Origin of the sequence: Verrucomicrobium spinosum DSM 4136 = JCM 18804 (assembly GCF_000172155.1) — a bacterium.
Lineage (GTDB): Bacteria > Verrucomicrobiota > Verrucomicrobiia > Verrucomicrobiales > Verrucomicrobiaceae > Verrucomicrobium > Verrucomicrobium spinosum.
Window position 1 is genome coordinate 944,502 of sequence record NZ_ABIZ01000001.1, and the last position, 25,637, is coordinate 970,138.

The window sequence follows — 25,637 nt, forward strand, 5'->3', positions numbered from 1 at the left end:
TCAGGATCAGAAATGAGTGAACCTGTCGCCCCAGACGGTTGGGAGGGTTCAGAAAACGCCCCCCGACCAATCCTCATGCAGAAAGGGATTCCGAGGCTCCGCTGGTGAACCCGTTTCAACTGCGGCAGTTGCCAAAACTGCACTTAGAAACGGGGGCAAAATCGGGTCACGGGCCTTTGGCGGCGTGAAAATCAATCTCATTTACGCCATTCCTTGGAATTTAGCAATGGAGCAAAATGGTGCAAGATTGCCCATCACCGAGCAAATCCTGTTCTGGATCAGCGTGAGCCGGGGCGTTTGCCCGGCTGGAGAGCCCTTCGGTAGTTCATTACCGCCTGGGCGATGGTGGTGGCCAGTTCGCTGCGAAAATTGTCGGCAGCGATGAGGCGGGCATCGGTGGCATTGGTGACAAACCCACCTTCGAACAAGACGCCGGGACGCTCCAGCCCGCGCAGGACATGCCAGCGGGCGCGCTTCACACCCCGGTCCACCAATTTGAAATGACTGACGACAGAGGCATGGATGGCGGTTGCCAGGGCGATGTTTTCTGAGTCACGCTGGTTGCCACGGAAGGCGTAGCCGTCGCTGGAGTTGGAGCCATAGACGGAGGCGCTGCCCTGTGGTGAGAGGGCGAAGGTCTCGATGCCAGTGGCGCTGCTGCCGCCGGAATTGAAATGGAGGCTCACGTAGATGCTGTTGGGCACCTTGTTGGCGTAGGCCACCCGACCACCGAGGGAGATAAAGGTGTCATTCGTGCGGGTGAGCATGACGCGCAGGCCCTGCTTTTCCAGAATACCCTTGAGCGTGTAGGCGAGCTTCAGGGCGTAATCTTTTTCATACCCGTAGATGCCCTTTGCCCCGGAGTCGTGGCCACCGTGTCCGGGGTCGATGATGACGGTGTCAAAGGTGCTGCCTTTGCCAATGTAACTGGGGCGCAGCACGGGATCGATCAGTTTGCAGAGGTCCAGGCGGGAGATGCAGGACTTCCCATTGAGCTCCACCATGGGGTAGCTCATGACGAACTTGATGTTGTTGATGAGCAGTTCGTGGCTGCCCTTCGTGCCCTTCATGATGAGCACGGGAGAGGTGAACCAGACCGAGTTCCCGTTCTCCTTCAACTCGTTGAACCGGTAAAAGCGGTGGATGCTGGCCGCAGAGACGTAGTCCCGCTCCTGGTAGCGGATGAGCTCCCAGCCAGCCATGTCCCTGGAGGTGGTCGTGCTGGTGGCGGCCTTTGCCCGGGCTGCTGAGGCGGCCTTTTCAGCGGCCTCCTCTTCCGGATCGGGGCCGTGCATTTCACTGTCGTTGTGGCCGTCGGAACTCGCCTTGGAAGATGAGGTCACGTCCTTGGGCGCGGCGTCCTTGGTGTCTGTACTGGCGGAGCCGCCCATGTCAGCTGTCGGGGGCTTGCCACCTTCTGCCGGCTTCTCTCCAGACTTTTCTACAGGTTTCTCCTCCGCCTTGGGTTTGGCAGGGGCTGGGGTCGTCTTCTTGGCTGGGGCCGGAGTGGTTTTCTTGGCCGGTGCAGTGGTTTTTGCGGGTGCCTTGGCAGGCGGCTTCACCGGCACGGATATCTTTTCCGTCTGCTTGGACTCGGTCTTGGATTTTTCCTTTTCGTCTTCAGTGGATTTTTTGACGGCCCCTTGGGCCGAGCCGAGCCAGCCCGCCAGTGCACAGGCGAGCCCCACGCTCAAGGCTTTGCCGAGCGGTCTGGTGACGAAGGTGGACGTTGCCTTCATGGGGGGAGGTTCCATCATACACTTATGTTAGTCCTTTGCAATAATTGCGCACCTCTGAGGAGAGTTGGACCTCATGAGGCACCGTAAAGTGACAGTTCGATACGATGGACGTTGATCGAAAGTCGATTTTCCGTTGAATGACCGGTTCCTGCCACGATCCGATTGTTCCACTTTATACTGACTCTGACCGTTCATGATGCGCCATCCTTCCTCCATGCGGTTGATCTTGCGGTTCATGTCGAGGTACCCCTGGCGGGTGACGGCGGGTCTGGCCATGGGGGTCACTGGTACGCTGCTGGCGTACGTTTTTCCTGCGCTGACCCAGTGGTTTCTGGATGACATCATCCCCAATCGGGACACCTCCCGCATTGTCCAGCTCTCTGCCATCGGGCTGGGAGCCATGTTTCTGAAGCAGCTTTTCTTCAGCCTGCGCACGCTGGCGAACAACGCTTTTGAGCTGCGCATGACCTATGACCTGCGGAGTCGCCTGCATGAGAAAATCCAGCATCTGCCGCTCAAGTGGTTCGACCGGCAGAGCACGGGGGACATCATCACCCGCATGGCTGATGACGTGCCGGCCACCCAAAGGGTCATTCTTGACGGGATCGATCAGGGGGTGCCGGCGGTGCTCCAACTGGTGCTGACGGCGGGCGTGATGTTCTGGCTGGACTCAAAACTGGCCATGGTGGTGCTCATCCCGGTGCCCTTCATTGCGGCTGGCGGCTGGATCTACGCACGGTGGGTCTCCCCGCGGGCGCTGGAGGCGCGGAAAGCGGCTGGGGGGCTGAATTCCCTGCTGCATGACAACATTGCGGGCATCCGCCAGATCAAGAGCTACACGCTGGAGGAGGAGAAGCAGCGCGGTTTCAACGCATCCAGCAGTGAGTACCGTCGCCAGCAGACACGGTTGCAGCGGGCGTGGTCTGTCTATGGGCCGGGCATGGGTTTTCTGGGAGATACGGGCGTGATTCTCCTCATGGGGTTCGGTGCCTGGTGGTGCATCCAGGACGCCGTGGCAGTGCCTCCCCCTCCCGCGGCGGAGACGCTCACCATCGGGAAGCTCGCGCAGTTCCTGCTGCTCATGGGCATGTTCTATGAGCCGGTGGGTCGGCTGCATGGCATCAACCAGACGGTGGTCACGGGACTGGCGGCCGCCCAGCGGGTGTTCGAGATTCTGGAACTGGAGGGGACGGAAGACCTGAAGAAAGGGGAGCGTCTTGGCGAGGTGAGAGGAGAGATCGAGTTCAAGAACGTGTCCTTCCGGTATGATGAGAACCGCCCGATCGTCACCGACATCAATGTGGTGGTGCGGGCCAGGCAGACAGTGGCGTTTGTGGGAGCCACCGGGGCGGGGAAGAGCACGCTCTTCCAGCTGCTGACCCGCTTCTACGAGGCGAATGAGGGGGGGATCACCCTGGATGGACACCTCATCCAGGACGTGAACAAGGCGGACCTGCGTGACGCCATCGGCTACGTGACGCAGGAGAGCTACCTCTTCAACCAGAGCATCCGGGAGAATCTGCTGCTGGGGCGGCCCACGGCGACGGATGAAGAGTTGTGGGAAGCCCTCCGTCAGGCCTGTGCGTCAGAGTTTGTGGAACGCATGGATGGCGGGCTGGATGCCATGGTGGGTGAGCGTGGCTCCCGCCTCAGCGGCGGGGAGAAACAGCGCATCTCCATAGCCCGGGCCTTTTTGAAGAACGCCCCCATCCTGCTGCTGGATGAGGCCACCAGCGCCGTGGATACCCGCAGTGAGAAGCTGATCCAGCGCGCCATCGACGGGTTGCGGACCAACCGCACGTGTCTGGTCATCGCCCATCGCTTGAGCACCATCCTGCACGCGGACCGGATCTATGCCATGCGCAACGGCCAGATCCTGGCCCACGGCACGCATGCGGAACTGCTCCAGACGAGCGAGTACTATGCCGAGCTGGTGAAGCTCAGTTTTCAGGAGGAGAAGATGCAGGGTTGAGGCGGCGGGCGAATCTGCCTAAACTTGGGGTCCCCCAGCTACGTTTTGTTTGTTGATATCTCCTGCGGACTCCCGTCCAGGCGGGAGTTCCTCCCTTTTTCACGAATTTGACGCATGAGCCAGACCGATACGCCGCCAGCTACAACGCCCAAGCATACGAACGCCCTCGCCACCGAGAAGTCACCGTACCTGCTGCAGCACGCGCACAATCCGGTGAACTGGCTCCCCTGGGGTGAGGCGGCCTTTGAGCAGGCGCGGAAGGCGGACAAGCCCATCCTGCTCTCCATCGGCTACTCCACCTGCCACTGGTGCCATGTGATGGAGCGGGAATCCTTCGAGAATGAGGAAACCGCCCAGGTGCTGAATGAGCATTTCATCTCCATCAAGGTGGATCGTGAGGAGCGTCCGGACGTGGACCTCACGTACATGACCTATGCCCAGGCCGTGAGCGGGGGAGGCGGCTGGCCGCTGAACGTGTGGCTCACCCCGGAACTGAAGCCCTTCTTTGCGGGCACGTATTTCCCGCCGGAAGACAGGGGCGGGCGCATGGGCTTCCGCGCCCTGTGTCTGAAGATTGCCGAGGTGTGGAAGGATGACCGCGCCGGCGTGATGGAGCGCAGTGGGGCGGCCATCCAAAAGCTGCAGGAGTACATCGAGGACGAGCAGAAGCATCACGACGCCCCCTTCGATGCGGTGATGAAAAAGGCGTATGACGATGTGTCGAACGCCTTCGACTATCATGAGGGCGGCTTCAGCGGTGCGCCCAAGTTCCCCCGCCCGGTGACGCTGAACCTGCTGGGCCGGCTGAAGAAACACCTCGCACTGAAGAAAGAGGAAAGCGAGTCCAACTGGGCGGTGGCCATGGGCAAGACCACGCTCACCTGCATGGCAAATGGCGGCATCCGCGACCACGTCGGCGGTGGCTTCCACCGCTACTCGGTGGATGGCTACTGGCATGTGCCCCACTATGAGAAGATGCTCTATGATCAGGCGCAGCTCCTCACGGCCTATGTAGAGGGCCATCAACACACGGGTCTGAAAAGCTTCGCGGCCATCGCGAGAGAGATTGTGGAGTATGTGAAGCGCGACCTGCGTCATCCTGAGGGTGCCTTTTACTCTGCGGAAGACGCGGACAGCTACACGGATGACACGCGCACCACGAAGGGGGAGGGGGCCTTCTATGTGTGGAAGGCTGCGGAGATTGATGAACTGCTGGGCAAGGAGGAGGGCAGCATCTTCCGCTATGCTTATGGGGCCCGCCGCGATGGCAATGCGCGGCCCGAGAGCGACCCCCATGAGGAGCTCAAGGGGCTGAATACGCTCTTTCGCGCTTACTCGCCCAAGAAGACGGCGGAGTACTTCAAGCTGGAGGAGGACAAGGTGGCGGAAATCCTGGAGCGCGGGCGCAAGGTGCTCTTCGAAGCCCGAGAGAAGCGTCCGCATCCACATCTGGATGACAAGGTGCTAACCGCCTGGAACGGTCTCATGATCTCGGGCCTGGCGCGCGCGGCCGGGGCGCTGAACGAGCCGAGTTTCCTAGAACTGGCGACGCAGTCGGCGCAGTTCATTTACGACCATCTCTCTGACAAGGGCTCGAACCTCCGCCGGAGCTGGCGTGAGGGTGTATCCACGGTGCATGGCTTTGCTTCAGACTATGCATTGCTCATCCAGGGGTTGCTGGACCTCTATGAGGCCGGCTTCGATGTGAAGTGGCTCCAGTGGGCGGCAGCTCTGCAGGAGGAGTTTGAGACGAAGTATGGCGACCCGGAGAAGGGGGGGTATTTCAGTGTCAGCAAGGCGATCCCCAACTCCGTGCTACAGGTGAAGGAGGACTACGACAGCGCTGAGCCCTCTCCCAACAGCGTGGCGGCCATGAACCTCTTCCGCCTGGCCCGCATGCTTGCCCGGGAGGATCTGCGGGAGCGCGGGGCGAAGGTGTTGCGACTCTTTGGCAAAAGCCTGGAGGAGAGCCCCTTTACCGTGCCGGCCATGGTGGCGGCGCTGGACTTCAGCCATTATGGCGAGGTGGAGATCGTGCTCGCTGGCAGCAAGGACGATGCCGGTTTCCAAACGCTGGCCACGGCGGTGCGCTCCCGGTACCTGCCGCATGCGGTGCTGCTGCACGCGGACGGCGGTGCTGGCCAGGCCTTCCTTGCGACAAGGAACGAGGCGCTGGGGGCCATGAACCCTGTCAACGGCCAGGCGGCAGCCTACGTCTGCCGCAACCGGGTCTGCCAGTCTCCCGTAACCACAGTGGAAGCGTTGAAAGGTATTTTGGATTTGTGAACACTGATTTTGGATTTGGTCCAATCCAGCGGTCACAAGTCATTCTAAAGTGTCATCCATCGCCAACGGCGATCTCCATTTAGCATCTCAAATTCTCAATTCATCATCTCCCCAATGCCTCGCGCTCTGATCTTCGACTTCGACGGTCTCATTCTGGATACTGAAACGGCCGTTTACGAAGGGTGGCGTGAGTTGTACGCCGAGCATGGGCATCCGCTCCCACTGGAGACTTGGGCCCAGTGTGTGGGGAGTGATTTCGGAGTCTATGATCCTGCGGCAGCTCTGGAGAAGCTGGTGGGTACCGGTGCCTTGCTGGACTGGCCGTCTCTCACCACCCGGCGCCGGCAGAGGGTGTCAGAGATTCTGGTTGGCAAGGACACGCTCCCCGGAGTGCGCCAACTCCTGCGGGAGGCTGGTGATCACAACATCCCCTGTGCCGTGGCCAGCAGCTCCCCCCATGAGTGGGTGGACCGCTGGCTGAAGCAACTGGGACTTTGGGACTATTTCTTCAACGTCACATGCCTGGAGGATACGGGCGGGAAGGTAAAGCCTGACCCCAGCCTGTTCCTCCACGCCGCGAACAAGCTGGAGGTGGACCCGACGCAAGCGGTCGTATTTGAGGACTCGCTCAACGGGCTTCGCGCTGCCACCGCTGCAGGTATGCGGTGTGTGGTGGTGCCATGCGCCATCACCAGCCACCTGGACTTTCAGGGGGCTTGGCGGCAGTTGCGGTCCCTGGAGGAGGTGACGGTGCCGGAGCTTTTTCAATTGTTCCGCGCCAGCCTCTAACGGCAGCCCCCCTGATGGCTGCCGACCGCACGGCGGATGGCTTCGTGCCGCCCTTGTGCCTTGCATTCTCCACGCCCCCACCCACACTGCGCGCCGTGACCAAAAACTTCAGCCTCTACCTCGCCCTGCGCTACCTTCGTCCCAAACGGACGTTCGTGAGCGTGATCACCCTCATCTCCATCCTGGGGGTGACTCTGGGGGTGAGCGTGCTGATCGTGGTCATCGCCGTGATGGCGGGCTTCCACGCCCAGATGAAGGAGCTCGCCGTGGGTTACGAGGCCCACATTGAGGCCCGGGATGCCTGGGGCACCTCCATGTTTGGCGAGAATCATCGCCCGCCAGATGCCGCCGACAAGCCCTGGCGGGAGGTCATCAAGGATCTGCGCAACACTCCTGGGGTGGTCTCTGCTTCGCCCATGGTGCGTGGGTTGTTGTTGATCGAGGCGGAGGGCAACATGGCACCAGCCTGGATGTGGGGTATTCAGCAGGAAGATGGCAACCGGCTCGCGGAAAAGCAGAAGGAAATGGTGGAATCCGGTGAGCTCGACCTCTCTGGAGACAACATCGTGCTGGATGGCGGTGTGGCTCGCGCCTTCGGTCTGAAGGTGGGTGACACGGTGACCGTGTATGCCCCGTCGAATCTGAATGGCATCGTCCAGACCATCCGGGAGATTGATGACAAACCCGAGGCGGAAAAACAGGCCGCGTTCAAGCAGCTCAAGGAACTGGTCCTCCCGCTGGATCTGAAGGTGACAGGAATCATCAACCCGCCCCAGTTTCAGGACTCAGACAAGATGGCCATTGGCGTGGTGCCATTGCATGTGGCGCAGGAGCTTCGGGGCATCGATGACGGCATCTCCAGCATCGGGATCGAGCTTCAGGAGCCCTACATGGCCGGGCCGATCAAAGAGCAGCTTTTGAAAGACAAGGTGCTCCCGGAATCCTGGGAGGCCTTCACCTGGATGGAGGCTCACGCCCGCCTCTTCGGCGCGGTGCAGAATGAGATGATGATGATGTACATCATCCTCTTCATCATCGTGCTCGTGGCGGCCTTCTGCGTGATGAACACCATGATCACCGTCACTGTGCAAAAGCGTCGTGAGATCGGCATCATCGCCGCGCTCGGCACCCGCATCGGCCAGATCATGTGGGTCTTCCTCTGGCAGGGCATGATGGTAGGGGCTTTTGGAGCCATCTGCGGTCTCGCGGTGGGTTTGTCCGTGGCGTACAATCTGAACTCGATCCGCGACTTCCTGAACGACAGGTTGAAGCTCCAGCTCTTCGACCCTGCCATCTACGGCCTTGTGGAACTGCCCGCCAAGGTCCTGCCGAAGGACGTCGCCATCATCTGCGGCGGTGCCTTTGTGCTCTGCTCCGTCGCGGCACTGGTGCCCGCGTTCCTGGCGGCCCGGACCGAGCCGGCGGTGGCGCTGCGGGATTAAGTGCAGGGCAGTCGATGCAGAAGAGCCGTCCCGGCTCTTGTGGGCCTCGCAGCCCACGACACCCAAGAGTGGTTCGATGTAACCGCTGATCTTCGCTTCATCCGTGAGGTTTTCCGGTGGCAAGCTGAGATGTTTGTCACCTCCGGCGAGGGTGCGAGGTAATGATCATCATGCAGCGTGCAGGTTCACGATGAGAGAGTGTGTCGGATTAAAAGAAAACCAGTAGTGAGTGCAGGCCTATCTCGCGGTTTGCGGTTTGGAGCTTCGTTGCGAATCACGGTGGAGGCTGCAAGAAGTCCATTTTTTCAAAAAAGCGGATGCGCCGGGACGCTTGAAGTGGAAATAACCCCATGGTCAGCCCTCAGGGATTGGTACAGCCTGTTCTGGTGAACGGAATCGAGCACGTGCTGGTGGCATCGTGTCTTGGGGAGTTGACTGGCGGGGGGCTGTGTATGGGGGGCATCGGCGGGATGCAGGTGGTGGACCGTCTGTCCAGCACAGGGCTGTTTGTCAAAGATGGGCTGGTGGCCCGAGCGCTCTGGACGCCCTCGCAGATGGCGGAGATGGCGGAGTTGCTGATCTATGATCACAAGGGGGTGCTGGGATATCAGCGTCTGGATGCCACAGCGGATGTGCATGACGTCCTGCTGCTGGATGATGGGGGCTGCGTGGTCGTGTCCACCGGTACCAATGAGTTGATCTGGTACTCGGAAGGGGGGCAGGTGGTGAAGCGCTGGAGAGCGGAGGGAGAGGGCGATTCCTGGCACCTCAACAGTCTGTTGCAGCACGCGGGAGAGCTGTATGCATGCGCTTTCGGGAAGTTTCAGAAGCACCGCGAATGGGCCCAGGCAAAGGACTCTGGCTCGGGATGCGTTATCAAGATCTCCACCGGGGAAGTGGTGCTTACTGGCCTGATGTGCCCGCACAATCCCCGACTCTCAGGGGACTCCTGGATTCTCTGCAACTCTGCCAGAGGGGAACTGGTGGAGGTGGATGCCGCATCCCAGGTTATCACGCGAAGCCAATCCTTGGGCGGGTGGACACGGGGGCTTGCCTTCGCAGATGAGCACGTCTTTGTGGGTGTGAGTGCCAATCGGCAATATCGTGACCCGGGTGTGAGCGCTTCGATCGCCGTGCTGGACAGGCAGTCGTGGCAGGTGACGGGGCGGATCGAGTTGCCGTTTGAGGAGGTGTATGATCTGGTCCTGCTGCCGCCGGAACAGGTTCTTGGATTGCAGCGTGGCTTTGCCACGAGTCCCTCTCGCACGGCTGAGCAGGAGCGGTATGCGCTCTTCCGCCAGGCGGGGGTGGAACCGACCCGCCTCTGGCCCTCCGGTGATCCGCTGGCATCGGAAAGCTGCCGGATCCAGGTCACCGCGCAAGTCCCTGAGGTCATGACAATCGGAACCCGGGTGCAGATACCCTGCGAGGTGCGGAATGCAGGGAACGCGATTCTCGCCACGATGCCACCCTGCCCTGTGCACATCTCCTACAAATGGCTGGACCCTGCGACAGGGAAACGTCTGGCAGATACGGAAGGGCTGCGAACCCGGCTCTCCCGATCCCTCCTGCCGGGGGAGGCGCTGACCTGCCAGCTCGTCGTACAGGCTCCTGCGCTGGAGGGGGAGTGGATTGTGGCGGTCACGCTGGTGCAGGAGCAGGTGGCGTGGTTTGATGATCTGGATCCCGGTAGCTCTTTCCGCAAAAAGGTGTCGGTCTGCCTCGATAGCTCGCGCGTGGATTAGTGACTTGCCTGCGGTTCAAAGGGCAGGGTGTCCCTTGGCGTGTGGCAGGGGAAATTGAATCCAGTGATCGGAAAGATCCGGTCGCTGGGGGTGTTTTTGGGTTCACGCCTCACCCATGAAGTCCGTTCGTCCCAACAGTTCGCCTGCGGCTCGCGCAGACTCTTACTATCGCAAACGCGCAGACTGGTCTGGCAGTACGGGCAATCTCAACATCTCTGTCTTTGTTTTTCGGGACACAAATCGGAGCGGCCGCTATGACCTGGGGGGCCGACCGCTGGCCTCGGTGGCGGTGGAGATGCGAAGTGCAAGGGAGGAAGTGGTGGTCAAGCACTCCAACATTGCGGGTTTCTCGAACTTTGAGATGTCCACCACCGATGGCGCGAGCCTGATCCAGAAGCCGGGTCGGCGGACGTTTGAAGTCATTGCGCCCCCTGGGTGGGTGGTGACTACGGGCAATGCGGTGCAGGAGGTGGAGTTTGTGGCTCTGGCCGGCTCTGTGGCGGGCTTGGTCTGCCTGCAACCGCCAAAGCTGGTGGGGCTGGCGCCCATGCTCTCCGTGAGGGCCACGCTGCACCCGGCATCCATAGGAGGCGATGACCTCCACCTGAGACGGGTTCAAGGCAACACGAGTCCGGGGAACGACGCGCCGTTCCTCTGGCAGCGTCAGCGGCAGGGGGGCGGCCATGAATTCAGCGTTCGCTGCGGGGAAGGGCACTTCGAACTGGCGCATGGTCGCCTGGCCCGTCCGGTCACGGTGGGTCCGTTTCCAGCACATGTGGGTAATCTCAATGTGGACCGCGAATACGCCCCTGACGCTGGTGGTGACTGGAAGACCATCGATTTCGAGTCAGCGGTGCAGGCGGGCATTGGCAAGATCCCCCATGGTTATGCGGGCATGGACTGGGACAACTTTGTGGCGGTGGACAACGCCTTTTACCAGGGGGAGGGCTATGTAAACGGCACCATCTCAGGTCGCATGGTGACTTATAACGGTTCCGGCCATCCCGCGGAGGTCCTCTACGAGAACGGATTTGATCTGCTCGGCTGCCATCTGACCTTGGGATGGATTCGCGCTGAGGGCGAGGTGGTCATCATCGAGGCCTTTCAGGGCGACACGTTGATTGCGGTGGACAAGGTGGAGCTCTCTGCGCTGGGCCCTGTGTGGTATGAGCCGAGATTCCGCAACGTGACCCGGGTGCGCTTTGCCACGGAGCACTACTGGCAGTTCATCATGGACGGGCTGGTGGTTCGGATTTAGTCAGTGCGTCAGTGAGGGCTCGATCATCGGCCTCGCCAGCTTTTCCCTGATGGCATTGGCCTTCACACGGAATCAGTTGTCCGGGCGGAAAAGGGGTGAATTCTCGTGCCGCCGACCTTCTCCGTACCAGCATGCTGGGGGCGAGGGAGAGGGCTCCCGGGGGGCATCGGCGTTCAGCACCAGCCCTCCAGAGGGGCGGCAGCAGATCGACCAAGGCCTGAATCCGGCTCCCCGTAGGGCCGCTCAGCAGGGGCTCCACCGTGACCGCCGCGCAGGTGGGTCACCAGCAAGCCAGCGGGCCGGGAATGGAGGAACTGGGGGTTTAGATCTCCCCCCCGGAAAGATCCTTTTTCAGGGAATTTAGCCCGTGGAGCCCCCGTCCGACCGGGTTTTGAGTGCCTTTTCAGCGGTGCCGGGGGCGAAAAAAACTTGCTTTCGCCCCAAAACCCCCGAACGTCCCGGCCCGCTTCATTCCGGCCTTTAACTTCACGTTCGCTGCGGGGCCTCAAGGCAGGACGAACAGCGCCCCAGGCAGCCCCGCGGCGTTTCAGTGGCAACATCACAAACCCAAGAATAATACACATGAGCGCAACGCTCGCGGAGTTGATCGCAGGATCCTTCCGCACTCTTCACGAAGGATCCATCGTCAAAGGCCGGATCCTTGAAATCAAGCCCCAAGTTGTCCTTGTGGACATCGGCTACAAGTCCGAGGGCGCGATCCCCCACTCCGAGTTTGAAGACGAGGACATCCAGGTGGGTGACGAAATCGAAGTGCTTCTGGAGCGCCTCGAAAACGACGAAGGCATGGTCGTTCTCTCCAAGGAGAAGGCCGCCCACAAGCAGAACTGGGACAAGATTTACCGCGTCTTCCTCGACGGCGGTCTCGTCAAAGGCAAGGTCAAGAGCGTCGTCAAAGGCGGTCTCATGGTCAACGTGGGCGTCGAAGCCTTCCTGCCCGGCTCCCAGATCGACATCATTCCCCCCCGCGACCTCAACGAGTACGTCGGCAAGGTGTACGAGTTCAAGATCGTCAAGGTCAACGACGAGCGCAAAAACATCGTGCTCAGCCGCCGCGAAGTTATCGAGGCAGAGCGCGCCGAACAGCGCCAGAAGTTCCTCGAGAGCGTCAAGCCCGGCGACAAAGTCGAAGGGATTGTCAAGAACATCACCGACTTCGGTGTGTTCGTGGACCTCAATGGCATGGACGGCCTGCTTCACATCACCGACATGACGTGGGGCCGCTTGAACCATCCTTCCGAACTCGTGGCGATCGGCCAGAAGCTGAACGTCCAGATCTTGGAAGTGAACCGCGAGAAAGAGCGCGTCAGCCTCGGTCTCAAGCAGATGCAGTCCAATCCTTGGGAAAGCATCGAAAACCGCTACCCTGTGGGTCAGCGCGTGCACGGCACCGTCACCAAGCTCGTCGCTTACGGCGCGTTTGTGGAAGTGGAAGAAGGCGTCGAAGGCCTCATCCACGTGTCCGAGCTCTCCTGGACCAAGCGTATCGCCCGTCCTTCCGACGTGCTTACCGTTGGTCAGAAGGTGGACGCCCAGGTTCTTGGAATCAACAAGGAAGAGCGCAAGATCTCCCTTGGCGTGCGTCAGCTTGACACCAATCCTTGGGACAACATTGATGAGCGTTTCCCGATTGGCACCAAGATGAAGGGCAAGGTGCGCAACCTCACCGCTTACGGCGCGTTCGTGGAGCTTGAGGAAGGCATCGACGGGATGATCCACGTTTCCGACCTCAGTTGGACCCGCAAGATCAACCACCCCTCCGAAGTCCTCAAGAAGGGCCAGGAAGTGGAAGCCACGATCCTTGAGATCGACAAGGCCAACCAGCGCATCAGCCTGGGCATCAAGCAGCTCGAAGGTGATCCTTGGAGCGAAATCGACACCCGCTTCAAAGTGGGCGATCTCGTCAAGGGCCGCGTGGCCAAGATCGCCAGCTTCGGCGCGTTTGTGGAACTCGAGGACGACATCGACGGCCTCGTGCACATCAGCCAGCTCAGCGAAGACCACGTCAACCGCGTCAAGGACGTGCTCAACGTCGGCGACGAAGTGGAAGCCCGCGTCATCAAGGTGGACAAAGTCGAGCGCCGCATCGGCCTGTCCGTCAAGGCGGTCAACTACGACGAGGAGTCCCTCAAGAAGGAAAGCCAGGCCTTCGAAAGCCTCCGCCCCAGCACCGACCTCGTCGGCCTGGAGCAGGCCTTCAAGTTCGCGACGGAAGAATACCGTCCGGGCCAGGGCTAAGCCTGAGTTCGAGGAGAGTTCATTCTCCATACATTCCATACAGATCTGCGGAGGAGCCTCGAAAGAGGCTCCTCTTTTTTACAGCCGTTCTGGCAATTTTTTGCGAACCGTCGATGCCGCTTGGTGAATTTCCCTAGGTGACCCTCACAGGGTTATTTTATGGTTTCCTCAGGCAGCATTCAGCGCTAGCCTTTAACCCACATGTTGAGAAATTATTCCAGAAAAGCGTGCATGATCATCGCGACCACGGTCGTGATGACGGGTGCGTCCATCATGCTGAATGACTATCGCAAAGATGAGTTCGTTGAAATTACACCTGAAGAGTCCGGTGCCGATGCGGCCGTGGATGCGGAGCATGATGTGCAGGACGCGCAGCGCATCCAGGCGGCAGTGCGCGGCCTCATGGTGAAGGCCCAGGCTTCGTTGGACACCCGCAAGCAGCTGCGTCCGGCGGGCAAGGTTGAAAAGGGGATCGCCTCCAGCTATGGCAATGGATTTAACGGCCGCAAGACGGCCAACGGAGAGATCTACAACCAGAACACTTATACGGCAGCGCACAAGAAGCTCCCCTTTGGCACCAAGGTGCTGGTGAAGAATCTGCGCAACGGGCGTGAGGTGGTGGTGCGGATCAACAACCGCGGTCCGTATGTGCGGGGGCGCATCATTGACGTGTCCCTGAAGGCCGCCAAGGATCTGGGCATGCTCAAGGCTGGCGTGGTGCCTGTGGAGGTGACCGTCCTCGCTGAGGAAAAGCCTGTGCTGGCCTCTGCGGAATAGGGCCACCTGTCACAATAATACCGAAACGCGGCACAAGGGGCGTTCAGTTGGCGCGGCGCATGGCGTAGGTTTCATGCGCTGCTTTGCGCTCTTATGAAACTGCTGCGTTGCCCCTTGCTGTCAGGTACGATTGTGTTGTTCATGGCTGGTGTGGTGGTGCCGGTTCATCCCTCAGCGGCGGCCGAGCCGGCGGGCGGCATCAAATCGGTGACGACGCATCGGGAAGCCTATGGGGCGACCAGGGGCGCTGTGGCGGTGGATCCGGCCCGGGACCTGCCGCGCCTGCCACCGGTGGAGCCGCAGAATGCCCCGGCCACCTGGCAGGTGAAGGAGGGCTTCAAGCTGGAAATTGCCGCGCATGAGCCGCTGGTGCGGAGCCCCATTGCTGTCAGCTTTGATGAGCGGGGGCGTATGTTCGTGTGCGAGATGATCGACTACTCGGAGCGTCGTGATGAAACCCCTCACCTGGGGCGCATCTCCATGCTGGAGGACAAGGACGGCGACGGCCGCTATGAGTCGAGCATAGTGTTCGCGGAGAATCTGGCCTGGCCCACAGGGCTGATATGGGCCAAAGGCGGTCTCTATGTGATCGCGACGCCGGACATCATCCGGTTCGAGGACAAAGACGACGATGGCCGGGCGGAGCTGCGGGAGGTGGTGTACACGGGATTTGGCATGGGGTTGAAAATCCTGAACGTGCAGGGCATGGCCAACTGCCCACAGTGGGGCATGGACAGCCGCATCCACCTCCAGGCAGGCGGGGGGAACCGTGGCAAGGTGAAGTGCCTGAAGCGGCCGGACCTGCCGGAGCTGGAACTGGGCGGGCGGGACTTCTGGTTCGATCCGCTAACGCATGAGTTCGGCCTGGAGGCCGGTGGCGGCCAGTATGGCATGAGCTATGACACGTACGGAAGGAAGTTCGTGTGCAGCAACAGCGACCACCTGCAGTTCTTTGTGTGTGATGACGCCTATGCCCGGCGGAATGCGTACTTCAACTTTCCTCAGGTGCGTCAGAGCATCGCCGTGGATGGCGGGGCGGCCGAGGTGTTTCGCATCAGCCCGGATGAGCCCTGGCGCATCATCCGTACCCGCTGGCGCATCGCCGGGGTGGTGAAAGGCGCGGTGGAAGGAGGAGGGCGTGTCTCAGGTTATTTCACCGGAGCCACGGGGACCACGGTGTACAGGGGTGATGCCTACGGGCCCGAGTTCGTGAACAACACCTTCACCGGAGACGCGGGCGGACAGTTGATCCACCGCAAGGTGCTCCGGCAGAAGGGGGCCAGTCTGGAGGGGGAACGCCCGGCGGATGAGCGGGGGCGGGAGTTTGCCGCCTCGAAGGACACCTGGTGCCGCATGGTGAACTTCGCCAATGCGCCGGATGGCTGTCTCTATGCCATGGACATGTATCGGGAGACCATCGAGCACCCTTGGGCCATCCCGGACGAGATCAAACAGCACCTGGATCTGAACAGCGGCAATGACCGGGGGCGCATCTACCGCATCACCCCGGCTGGGGGCCTGCCGGCCGGGCAGCACCAGCGCGCGAATTTTTCCGGCATGGACCTTGCCGGTCTGGTGAAGACCCTGGAGCATGCCAACGGCTGGCACCGCGAGACGGCGGCCCGGCTGATCTATGAACGCCAGGACAAGGCGGTGACTTCCTTGATGTTGAAGTTGTTGGTTGAAACTCAGAGCCCGCTGGCCAAGTTCCATGCCCTCTGGTTGCTGGAGGCGTATCATGCCGCGGGGGAGCCGCAGGTGCTGGCGGCCATTCAGGACAAAGATGAGCATGTGCGGGAGCTGGGCATCCGCCTCAGCGAGGGACTGCCTGTGGAGGTCCGGGTGGGCAAGGCATTGCGCCAGCAACTGGCGGCGTGTGCGGAGGATCCGGCACCCCGGGTGCGCATGCAGCTGGCGTTCACAGTCGGGAGTTACTTTAAACCTGAGATGTTGGCAGGGCAGGGGCGTGAGGTGAGTCGTACACTGCTGGCCACGGCGACCCGCTTGCTGGCGGAGGATCAGGACGACTGGATCTATAGCGCGCTGGTTTCCGGACCACCGGCGCTGGCGCGGGAGCTGTTTGAGAATGTGCGTGCGTTCACTCCCAATGGTATTCCTGAGTCCCGCATTGCCGAACTGGTGCAGGTCATCGCTGCCCGTCAGGATCCTGAGGATTTGGAATGGCTCATGGAGAACCTCTCGAAAGGGGCTGGCAGCAGCACGCAGCGTCTGCGGGCTCTGGACAAAGGGTTGCGTCAGCGCGGCAGCTCGCTCGCGAAGCAGGATGCAGCGGGTGTTTTCAAACCTGTCTTTGATCTGGCTGCCAAAGAGGCGGCGAACGCTGGAGCGGAGAGTTCGAGACGTCACGAGGCAGTGACTTTGCTGGAGATGGCTCCCTATGCCCAGGCGCGTCCGGCCCTGGCGGCGCTGCTGCAAAAGGATCAGCCGGCTGATTTGCAGCAGTCCGCGGTGCAATCGCTGGTCCGCTTCAATGAGCCCACTGTGGCGGAGGTGTTGCTGGAGGTCTGGCCGGCGCTTCAGTCTGCGGCTCGTGCAGCGGCACTGGAAGGACTGCTTTCGCGCCCCGAGCGCATTCTGGCACTGTATCAGAATATGGGCGGTACACAGCCAGTACTGAAGCCGGAGGACCTCTCCAGCGCGCAGGTGCAGGCGCTCATCAAACACACGAATCCCAAGGTGGCGGCGCTGACCAAACAAGTGCTGGCTGCAGTGATTCCCAAACCGCGGGAAACGGTCATTGCGGAGTTTCAATCCGCCTCATCGCTCAAGGGGGATGCCGCGCGGGGGCAGTTGGTGTTCATGCAGCGCTGTTTCACCTGTCACCGGGCAGCGGGGCAGGGATTCCAGGTGGGGCCGGATCTGATCACTGTGAAGACCAAGGGGCGTGAGGCACTCCTCAGCGCCATTCTGGATCCCAACAAGGAAGTGGCACCGCAGTTCATCGCCTACACGGTGGAGACTCAGGATGGCCAGACCTTGGGCGGGCTGCTCTCCAAGGATGACACCTCCGGTGTGACCGTGCGGATGACCGCCGGGGCCGAGGTAAACATTGCCCGCGCCCAGGTGAAGAAAATGTCTGCCGGTGGTTTGTCGCTCATGCCGGAAGGACTGGAGGCGGGGATGGATGCTCAGGGAATGGCGGATTTGCTGGAGTTTGTGGAAACGCTGAAATAAAAATTAGGAATGATGAATTAGGAATTAGGAATGGGGTTTTTGGTTCTTTTGGCGCGAGTTGTCTCATGAACCCGGAGGGTTCGCCATGCGTAGCCATGGGGCGGCTGAGTGGAGCGAGGACTACCCATGGAAGTTTGAACCGGGAATTCTACCGCGGAGCGGTAGGCCGATCGGGTCCAAATGACGGACGGGGTGTATCGCGGGAAGGGTGTCCGGGTTTTGCAATGCGATGGGCCTACCGCTCCGCGGTAGCATGTGGTTGGACGGCATCCCCGGGTAGTCCTCGCTTCACTCGGTCGACCCGGGGCTATTCATGGTGAACCCTCCGGGTTCGGGATGGGTTGGCAATGGTTGCCCGATCCGGGACCCGGGGTGTGGCGGAAAGAGGAGTGAGGTGCGTGTGCTCAAGCGAATTGCACTTGCTGTCAATACTCGATCCGGGTTCCGGGAAATGCGGAATGGGTGGGGCCAAGAGGGAGCCTTGCCATACCTGTGAACGGGCGGAAAACGGCACCATCGGCACCTCGCATGAAAAATGCTGCCCCCCTCTGAAAGGCCCGCACAACCCCGGCGTCTTTGTCACTCTATGAAATCCATCACTCTGCTCGCCACCGCCATTTTGCTCTCCCTCGGGCTGTCCGCCCAGGCGGAATCCACCCTCACGCTCAACGGCATTCACAACTGCTGCAAAGGATGTGAAAACGGCATCACCAAGGCCATCACGAAAGTAGATGGTGCCACCGCAGCCGTCACCAAGACCAGCGTGACCATCACGGCCAAGTCCAAGAGTGATCTGGACAAGGCGGTGGACTCCCTCCTGGACGCCGGCTACTACGGGGAAGGGGCCACGGTGAAAGCCGTGGCCGACAAGCAGGTGAAAACCGCCACCGTGAGCCACACGCATCTCTGCTGCGGCAAGTGCGTGAAAGGTGTGGATGAAGCCATCAAGAACGTCAATGGCGCGACCAAGCACAACGCCACCAAAGGTGAAGACAGCTTCACCGTGGAAGGCGACTTCAATCTGACAGACCTGCAAACCGCGCTGAACAAGGCGGGCTACAACGGCAAGATTGAATAGGGAGCCTTCCAGAAATTAGGAATTAGGAATGCTGAATGATGAATGGGTGTTCTGAGATGAGTGGTGTTCCGCCCCGCTTGGCCACTCATTCATAATTCATAATTCAGAATTCCTAATTTTGAATTATGAGGATTCTCGCTTGAGTGCGGCATGGCCGCTGACCTCACCTCTGTCCCTCAAAGTGATCCGCTTCGTGTTTACCGCTATCGCGATGGCTTGTATGCCGCTGACCTCCTGACGGCGGCGGTGGTGTATCTGGACTTCTTCACCTGGCTGGGCGCAAACCCCTCCACCAAGGAGGAAATCTGTGCACGGTTTGAGTTCGCGGAGCGACCCACGGATGTGATGCTCACGCTGCTCGCTGCGAATGGCTTTGTGGAGCGCCTGGCGGATGGGAAGTTTCACACCACGCTCACGGCCAAAGAGCACCTCACCGCCGGTTCGCCGTGGTGCCTTTCCCCTTACTACGCCTCCCTCAAGGACCGACCGATCACGCAGGACTACCTGAAGGTGCTGAGCACGGGCAGGCCCGCCAACTGGGGTGGGGATAAAGCGGCGCAGGACTGGCACAAGGCGATGGAGACAGACGCGTTCTCCCGCAGCTTCACTGCGGCCATGGACTGCCGCGGATTCTATCTTGGTCAGGCCTTGGCCAAGAAGGTGGATCTGGGCGGTCGCAAACACCTCCTGGACATCGGAGGTGGCAGTGGGATCTACTCCTGCTCGCTGGTGGCCCATCATGCGGAACTGAAGGCCACGGTGTTCGAGCAGGCACCGGTGGACCGTATCACGCAGCGCTGCATCGTGGAGCGGGGTTATCCGGACCGTGTTTTCGTGGCCACGGGGGATATGTTCAACGACCCTCTGCCGACCGATGCGGACGTGCATCTGTTTTCCAATGTGCTGCATGATTGGGACTACCCGGAGGTGCGTGAGTTGCTGGCCATCTCCCACAAAGCGCTGGCTCCTGGTGGCCTGTTGATCATTCACGATGCGTTTATCAATGAGGCGAAAAATGGCCCGCTGCCTGTGGCGGAATACTCCGCGCTGCTGATGCACTCCACCCAGGGCAAGTGCTATGGCGTGGGAGAGTATGCTGAACTCTTGCGTGAAGCCGGGTTCGAGCCGGGCGCGTATCACGACACGGCGGCGGATCGCGGGTTTATGACGGCGATTCGTCGGTAGTCCGGTGATTCGGTAAGACAGTAGTCCAGTAAAACGGTGAGGCAGGAGGAGGCTGCTCCGTTGCGGAGCGCTTCCTCAGTCGCGGCAGCGTTTTGGAGTACGGTCGTTGTAGGAGGTTGTTTCCTGTGACCTGGGAGTTGCAAGCCGGCTACGCCACCCTCACCAGATCCCCGGCATCCATGCTCTCGGCGGCGGCCTGGACCACGCGCATGTATTTGATGCCCTCAAGGAAGTCCGGTTTGGGCCGGGGCGCGGAGGGATTGAGCACGGCGTTGATGAAGTCGCACTCGACGGTCCACTCCTTCGCTTCGGTGTCGGGGATCGGCACTGCCTCCAGTGCGCCGCCGACCCTGCCCAGACGGATCTCGTCGGTCACGAAATTGTAGGTGAGGGTGCCCTCGCTGCCATAGATCTGAATGGCATCCTGCGGGGGGTGGGAGGCCACGCCGCTGAAGATGAGGCTGCCTTGGGCACCGTTGCGGAAGCCGCAGAGCACGTGGAGGTAGTCGGGGATCTCCACCTCATACCCCTGGCGATCCGGGATGACGACGGACCCGTTGGCCTGGACCGCCACGATGTCGCCCAGCCAGCGCTGGATGACCTCCACATAGATGCCAAAGCTTAGGACCTGAAGGCCGCTGATTTCCACCCGCTGCCGCCAGTGGGCCGGTGCCGCAGGATCCAGCCAGCCGCCATTCATGCTGTGCAGGACGGCGTGGTAGGGCTTGCCAATGGCTCCCTCGGCCAGGAGACGACGCATGGTGGCGTCGCCCTTCATCCCATACGGGGGCGGGCAAAGGGCGGCCACCAGTTCCGGGTTGCTCATGCTGGCTTCCCACATGAGCTGGGCTTCCTGCAGGCTCATGGCCATGCGCGCCTGGCAGAAGACGTGCTTGCCAGCGCGGAGGGCGTAGCAGGTGATCTCGCTGTGGAGCATGGGCGGGGTGCCGATCCAGACCACGTCAATGTCCCCACGGGAGACGAGTTCTGGCCAGTGCTGCATGGGCTCCGCCGTGGGGGCCAGCTCGGCGCAGAACCGTTGGCTGCTTTCCAGGGTGGCATTGCTCACCGCCACGATTTCCACCTCGGGCATGGCCTGAAGGGCGGGGAGGTGCCGGGACTTCACTATGCCGCCGGCACCGACGATGCCGATGCGGATCCGCTTGGGGTCAGAACTCATGGGAGACAGGGGTGGGAAAAGGGGAAAATGAGATTCTTGCTGTTGGGAAGGGATTGTCCAGAGGCGGATACGGTCCAAAATGACACTCTGACAGGAACACAGGCTTTTCTGACGGCGATGTCAAAAATAGTTGACGGGTTGGATTCTGCGATTAACCTCCCGACCCTTCTTTTCAACCCTAACCCTTTTCACAGTCATGGCCAGAGTTTGTCAAATCAGCGGCGCCCGTGTTACCTCGGGACACAAAATCCATCGCAGCGGTAAGGCCAAGAAAGAAGGCGGTATCGGTAAGCACATCACCAAGCGTGTGAAGCGCAAGATCTACCCGAACCTGCGCGACAAGCGCATCTTCGTTGCTGAGCTCGGTCGCTGGGTCAAGGTCCGTGTGACTGCCCGTATCTTGAAGACCATCAACAAGGTCGGTGCTTTCAAGGTGCTCAAGGAAGCTGGTCTCGTCTAAGACGAAGGGCCCTTCCATGGCGGTTGACGCCATATTCAATCTTTTTGAAGCCGCGCTGTGGTTCGCCATCAGCGCGGTTTTCTTTTTCCGCGGCGTATTCCGCGCTGGCGGCAGATCGCCCGAGTCCCGGACGCGTCGGCGGGAGATGTTCCTGCTCGCGGCGGCGTTCGCAGCCTTTGGGGTGAGCGATGTCATAGAATCCCGCACTGGCGCTTGGTGGGAGCCGTGGTGGCTGCTGGCTCTGAAGGCTGCGTGTGTGCTGGTGTTCCTGCGCGCGTTCTTGCGGTACCGGGCCGGGCATCGCAGCCGGAGGGGGGCGGGAGAGATGAGCCCGACCGGGGAGGACGCAAAAGACGAGAGCGCTCCCCAGTGACGCACAGCTTGCACGCAGCGCATTTTGGCTTACATCACGCGCCCTATGCATTCTTTCCGCTACATTCAGGGTCGCCTGCACTGTGAGAACGTTGATCTGGAATCCCTCTCCGCCAAACATGGCACACCGCTGTATGTGTACAGCAAGGAGACCATCACGGATCACTACAAGCGGCTGGATGGAGCGCTCGATCGCCTGGACCATCTCATCTGCTATGCGGTAAAGGCCAACTCCAACCTCGCGATCCTGCAGACCATTGCGGATCTGGGCGGTGGTTTTGACATCGTCTCCGGTGGTGAGCTCTACCGGGTGATTCAGGCCGGGGGCCGTGCCTCCCAGTGCACCTTTGCCGGGGTGGGCAAAACCCGTGCGGAGATCGAGTACGCCCTGCAGCAGGGAATCTACAGCTTTAACGCTGAGAGCGAGGCCGAGCTGCGGCAGATCAATGAGGTGGCTGGTACCTTGGGCAAAAAGGCCCCGGTGGCCCTGCGGGTGAACCCGAACGTGGATGCGAAGACCCACAAGTACATCTCCACAGGCAAGAGCGAGAACAAGTTCGGCGTGGACTTTGACCGCATCCTTGACGCGTATGCCGCGATCGCGACGGAGTGTGAACACCTGGACATTCGTGGTCTGCAGATGCACATCGGCTCCCAGCTCACGAGCATCGACCCCTTCGTCGAAGCTGCCAAGAAGGTGGCCCCTCTAGTGGAGAAGCTCAAGGAGCGCCACCACATCAAGTTCTTCAGCATCGGTGGTGGCCTGGGCATCGTGTATCGCGAGAGCCTGGACAGCGGTGACCAGACCTGGTGGGGCGAGAAGGAGGAGGCCGAGCGACCCCTCACCATCCAGAGCTATGCGGATGCCCTGGTGCCCATCCTAGAGCCCCTGAAGCTGCGCATCCTCCTGGAGCCCGGCCGTTTCATGGTGGGCAATGCAGGGGCCCTGCTCTCCAAGGTGCTCTACCTCAAGAAGGGCAATGCCAAGAAGTTCGTCATCGTGGACGCGGGCATGAACGACCTCATCCGCCCCGCCCTGTATGAAGGCTGGCACCAGATAACCCCCCTGCACAAGGCGGAAGGGGCCGAGCTGGAGAAGGTGGATGTGGTGGGGCCGATCTGTGAGACGGGCGACTTCCTGGCCCAAGATCGCGAGCTGCCCCCGGTGCAGGCGGGCGACACCCTGGCGGTGCTCAGCGCTGGGGCCTATGGGTTCACCATGGCGTCCAACTACAACTCCCGCCCGCTGGCGGCAGAGATCCTGGTGGACGGGGCGGAGGCGCATCTGGTGCGCGAGCGCCAGACGCTGGACGACCTGGTCCGCGGCGAGCATCTGGTACAGAAGTAGGCCGTGCAGCCATGGGATTTTGATGAAATCTGACAAAAGAGGGGGTGCTGCGGTGCCTCCTCTTTTGTATCTGTGAAAGATCGCGGTGGAGTTTCCCGTGGCAGAGATTATGAAGACTGGACCTGTGGGGACAGTTCAGAACCCCAGTCCAATCCCTGACCGACCGACGAAGCGAAGCATGAACCTCTCCCGTCCTATTCACACCTGTCTGCTGTTGCTGGGCCTTGTGACCAGTCTTGGATTTGCGAGCGCTGCGTCTGCCCAGAGTCAGGAGTACATCATTGTGAGCGGTGGCCCGGCTTTGAGAAAATGGGAGGATCTGCGTGCGCCTGGCACTCAGCATGATCGCTGGTGGGGCAACTTCATCCGCCCGGCGCGTGTCCGCATCGAGGAGATCAAGAAGCAGGACCCCAATGCGATGATCACCTGGCTGGTGTATCGCACCGCTTTTGTCACCCGGAGCACGGAGGACAATCGTGCGCTCACTCCGCTCGTGGAAAGTGTGCGGGACAAGTACGGCGTGCGCCTGATGTGGTTCGACAACGGCACCCAGTTGATCAACTACCTCAACGAAGGCCAGCCTCGTGGGCGGGTGAAGATTTGCAATTTCGAGTACTACGGCCACAGCAACAAGTACTGCTTCATGTTCGACTACAGCAATCTGGTCTATGGCGTGTCCAAGTCCTGGCTGCATGAGAAGGATCTGCCCCGCATCCGCAGTGGGATCTTCACGAAGAACGCGTATTGCAAAAGCTGGGGCTGCCACACGGGTGAAAGCATGAGCCGCGCCTGGCGCAACGCCACTGGCATCCCCATGATCGGTGCCTACGGCAAGACGGACTACTCCAACCCGGTCCAGATCGAGTTGTCCTTCGGCGGTCACTGGACCAACGGCTGAGGTGGTGGAAGGGGAGCCTGGTGAGGAATCCGCATGCCGCCTGCAGTTGAGCAGACCTTTCGAGCCTATGGCCCCAGCCATCTGGCAGCTCTGCTGGCGACGGTGCTGGTGGCGGCGGTGATGATCTGGGTGGCCCGGCGCGGGCTCGGGCGCACTCAACGTGCCCTGGAGTGGCTCATGGCCGCGGCCCTGGTGGTGCAGTGGCCGGTGAGCTACGCCTACTATGTGCACGCGGGCACGCTCACAGTGGACAACCAGTACCCCTGCCACCTGTGCGATCTTTCCGCACTCCTGGGAGTGGTGGTGTTGCTCACCCGGAGGCAGTTTTTTTGTGAGTTGCTCTTCTTCTGGGGGCTGGCGGGCACCATGCAGGGCATGCTGACTCCGGCGCTTACCACGGATTTTCCCAGCCCACGGTACTTCGCCTTCTTCCTGGCGCATGGCGGTGTGGTCGCCACCGCACTCTATGGGGTGCTGGGGCTGCGGCGTACCCCCCGGGCCCAGGCCAAGTGGGTGGCCTGGGGCTTGATCAATCTCTATGCCCTGATCATCAGTGGGTTCAACGCCCTCACGGGGGCCAACTACGGCTTCCTCTGCCGGAAGCCCGCCACGGCCTCGCTGTATGATCTGCTGGGTCCCTGGCCCTGGTATATTGGCGCGGCGTCGTTGATGGCGCTGGTCATCTTCATACTGCTGGATCTGCCCTTTGTGCGAGGCAGAAGCCGGGCCGCCCGGGGTGGTAAGTGAGAATCAAATGCAGCAACGGGAATCCATCGCCACAAACTCGTCCCACGGTGATTTGTCTTTGCAAGCGTGCACGCTTCATGTAATTACGACCCGAAGATGCCAGACGAAGACACACGAAAGTTCAAGAGGGTCCTCATCAAACTTAGCGGCGAAGCCCTTCGTGAAGTCGGCAGTCATGACAACATCTCCCCGCCGATCGTTGAGAACATCGCCTCGCAGATCAAGGCGGCGCACCAGTCCGGTCTTGAGATTGCGGTGGTCGTGGGCGGCGGCAATTTCTGGCGCGGCATCAGTGCCAGCAATCGCGGCATGGAGCGCGCCACGGCCGATTACATGGGCATGCTAGCCACGGTGATGAACTCCCTGGCCGTCCAATCCATGCTGGAAGGCATGGATGTGCCCACCCGGGTGCAGAGCGCCATCAAGATGGACAATGTGGCGGAACCCTTCATCCGACGCAAGGCCATGCGCCACCTCGAGCTCGGTCGGGTGGTCATCTTCGCCGCCGGCACCGGCAACCCCTTCTTCTCCACGGACACCACGGCCGCCCTGCGCGCCAGTGAGATCAATGCCGACGTCGTGCTCAAGGCCACCAAGGTGGACGGCATCTACGACAGCGATCCCAACAAGAATCCGAACGCCGTTCGGTATGAGCGCCTTAGCTATCAGGAAGCTCTCACGCGGCAGCTCAAGGTGATGGATGCCACCGCCTTCAGCCTGTGTCAGGAGAACAACATGCCCATCGTGGTGTTTGATATGAACGGGCCGGACAACATCCGGCGGGCTCTCACTGGAGAATCCATTGGCACGATCGTCAGCAACGACGCGTGACAATCCGGCCGGAGCGTGCTTTGCTGTCGGCCCGCTGGTGGCAGACTGTCGCCATGTCGGGCCCGATCAACTCGAACCT

At 60.8% G+C, this 25,637-nt stretch carries 19 protein-coding genes; 17 read left to right on the top strand and 2 right to left on the bottom strand.

From position 1 onward, the window contains the following. Nucleotides 1-278: 278 nt before the first annotated feature. Nucleotides 279-1,739 carry an N-acetylmuramoyl-L-alanine amidase gene (locus VSP_RS38870; protein WP_157210720.1) on the bottom strand — a complete coding sequence of 487 codons (1,461 nt, stop codon included), beginning with the start codon at nucleotides 1,737-1,739 and terminating at the stop codon, nucleotides 279-281. Between the two features lie 193 nt (nucleotides 1,740-1,932). Between VSP_RS38870 and VSP_RS03630 the strand changes: the two genes are divergently transcribed. The 11 genes from VSP_RS03630 (at nucleotide 1,933) to VSP_RS03680 (ending at nucleotide 19,722) form a co-directional block, all read left to right on the top strand. After that, nucleotides 1,933-3,711, top strand: coding sequence for an ABC transporter ATP-binding protein (locus VSP_RS03630; RefSeq protein WP_009958819.1), 1,779 nt, complete (start codon nucleotides 1,933-1,935; stop codon nucleotides 3,709-3,711). 114 nt (nucleotides 3,712-3,825) lie between these two features. Further along, entirely contained in the window at nucleotides 3,826-5,997 is a 2,172-nt protein-coding gene (locus VSP_RS03635) for a thioredoxin domain-containing protein (protein ID WP_009958820.1), read from the top strand. Nucleotides 5,998-6,111: 114 nt separating this feature from the next. Further along, on the top strand, nucleotides 6,112-6,786 hold the full coding sequence (locus tag VSP_RS03640; RefSeq protein WP_009958822.1) for an HAD family hydrolase: 675 nt from the start codon (nucleotides 6,112-6,114) through the stop codon (nucleotides 6,784-6,786). Between the two features lie 14 nt (nucleotides 6,787-6,800). After that, a complete protein-coding gene (locus VSP_RS03645) occupies nucleotides 6,801-8,228 on the top strand; it encodes an ABC transporter permease (protein WP_009958823.1) in 1,428 nt (475 codons plus the stop codon). Between the two features lie 350 nt (nucleotides 8,229-8,578). Further along, nucleotides 8,579-9,973 (top strand): DUF4915 domain-containing protein, encoded by a 1,395-nt coding sequence (locus tag VSP_RS03650; RefSeq protein ID WP_081452373.1) that lies wholly within the window; start codon nucleotides 8,579-8,581, stop codon nucleotides 9,971-9,973. Nucleotides 9,974-10,088: 115 nt separating this feature from the next. Further along, complete coding sequence (locus tag VSP_RS03655; protein ID WP_009958825.1) at nucleotides 10,089-11,231, top strand: hypothetical protein; 1,143 nt, start codon at nucleotides 10,089-10,091, stop codon at nucleotides 11,229-11,231. Nucleotides 11,232-11,813: 582 nt separating this feature from the next. Further along, nucleotides 11,814-13,487: a 30S ribosomal protein S1 gene (gene rpsA, locus VSP_RS03660; protein ID WP_009958826.1), complete on the top strand. Its 1,674-nt coding sequence runs from the start codon at nucleotides 11,814-11,816 to the stop codon at nucleotides 13,485-13,487. A 231-nt stretch (nucleotides 13,488-13,718) separates the two neighbouring features. Then, nucleotides 13,719-14,264: a septal ring lytic transglycosylase RlpA family protein gene (locus VSP_RS43905; RefSeq protein WP_009958827.1), complete on the top strand. Its 546-nt coding sequence runs from the start codon at nucleotides 13,719-13,721 to the stop codon at nucleotides 14,262-14,264. Between the two features lie 93 nt (nucleotides 14,265-14,357). Beyond that, on the top strand, nucleotides 14,358-17,459 hold the full coding sequence (locus VSP_RS03670; RefSeq protein ID WP_009958829.1) for a PVC-type heme-binding CxxCH protein: 3,102 nt from the start codon (nucleotides 14,358-14,360) through the stop codon (nucleotides 17,457-17,459). 586 nt (nucleotides 17,460-18,045) lie between these two features. Next, the gene (locus VSP_RS03675) at nucleotides 18,046-18,537 is read left to right on the top strand and encodes a hypothetical protein (protein WP_009958831.1); all 492 of its coding nucleotides are present in this window, start codon (nucleotides 18,046-18,048) and stop codon (nucleotides 18,535-18,537) included. 150 nt (nucleotides 18,538-18,687) lie between these two features. After that, complete coding sequence (locus tag VSP_RS03680; protein WP_009958833.1) at nucleotides 18,688-19,722, top strand: methyltransferase; 1,035 nt, start codon at nucleotides 18,688-18,690, stop codon at nucleotides 19,720-19,722. 148 nt (nucleotides 19,723-19,870) lie between these two features. Here the strand turns inward: VSP_RS03680 and VSP_RS33735 are convergent, their stop codons facing one another. Continuing rightward, nucleotides 19,871-20,902, bottom strand: coding sequence for a Gfo/Idh/MocA family protein (locus tag VSP_RS33735; RefSeq protein WP_009958834.1), 1,032 nt, complete (start codon nucleotides 20,900-20,902; stop codon nucleotides 19,871-19,873). A 196-nt stretch (nucleotides 20,903-21,098) separates the two neighbouring features. On the opposite strand from VSP_RS33735, the gene rpmB reads away from it, so the two are divergent. From rpmB to pyrH, 6 genes are all read left to right on the top strand, one after another. Then, nucleotides 21,099-21,362 carry a 50S ribosomal protein L28 gene (gene rpmB, locus VSP_RS03690; protein ID WP_009958835.1) on the top strand — a complete coding sequence of 88 codons (264 nt, stop codon included), beginning with the start codon at nucleotides 21,099-21,101 and terminating at the stop codon, nucleotides 21,360-21,362. Between the two features lie 16 nt (nucleotides 21,363-21,378). After that, entirely contained in the window at nucleotides 21,379-21,735 is a 357-nt protein-coding gene (locus VSP_RS03695; protein ID WP_009958836.1) for a hypothetical protein, read from the top strand. Between the two features lie 45 nt (nucleotides 21,736-21,780). Beyond that, nucleotides 21,781-23,082 carry a diaminopimelate decarboxylase gene (gene lysA / locus VSP_RS03700; protein ID WP_009958837.1) on the top strand — a complete coding sequence of 434 codons (1,302 nt, stop codon included), beginning with the start codon at nucleotides 21,781-21,783 and terminating at the stop codon, nucleotides 23,080-23,082. Nucleotides 23,083-23,260: 178 nt separating this feature from the next. Then, nucleotides 23,261-23,980 (top strand): hypothetical protein, encoded by a 720-nt coding sequence (locus tag VSP_RS03705; protein WP_009958839.1) that lies wholly within the window; start codon nucleotides 23,261-23,263, stop codon nucleotides 23,978-23,980. A gap of 33 nt (nucleotides 23,981-24,013) precedes the next feature. Then, the gene (locus VSP_RS33740; protein ID WP_009958841.1) at nucleotides 24,014-24,727 is read left to right on the top strand and encodes a YwaF family protein; all 714 of its coding nucleotides are present in this window, start codon (nucleotides 24,014-24,016) and stop codon (nucleotides 24,725-24,727) included. A 96-nt stretch (nucleotides 24,728-24,823) separates the two neighbouring features. Further along, nucleotides 24,824-25,558, top strand: a complete 735-nt coding sequence (gene pyrH / locus VSP_RS03715) for a UMP kinase (RefSeq protein ID WP_009958842.1) — start codon at nucleotides 24,824-24,826, stop codon at nucleotides 25,556-25,558. Nucleotides 25,559-25,637: the final 79 nt, after the last annotated feature.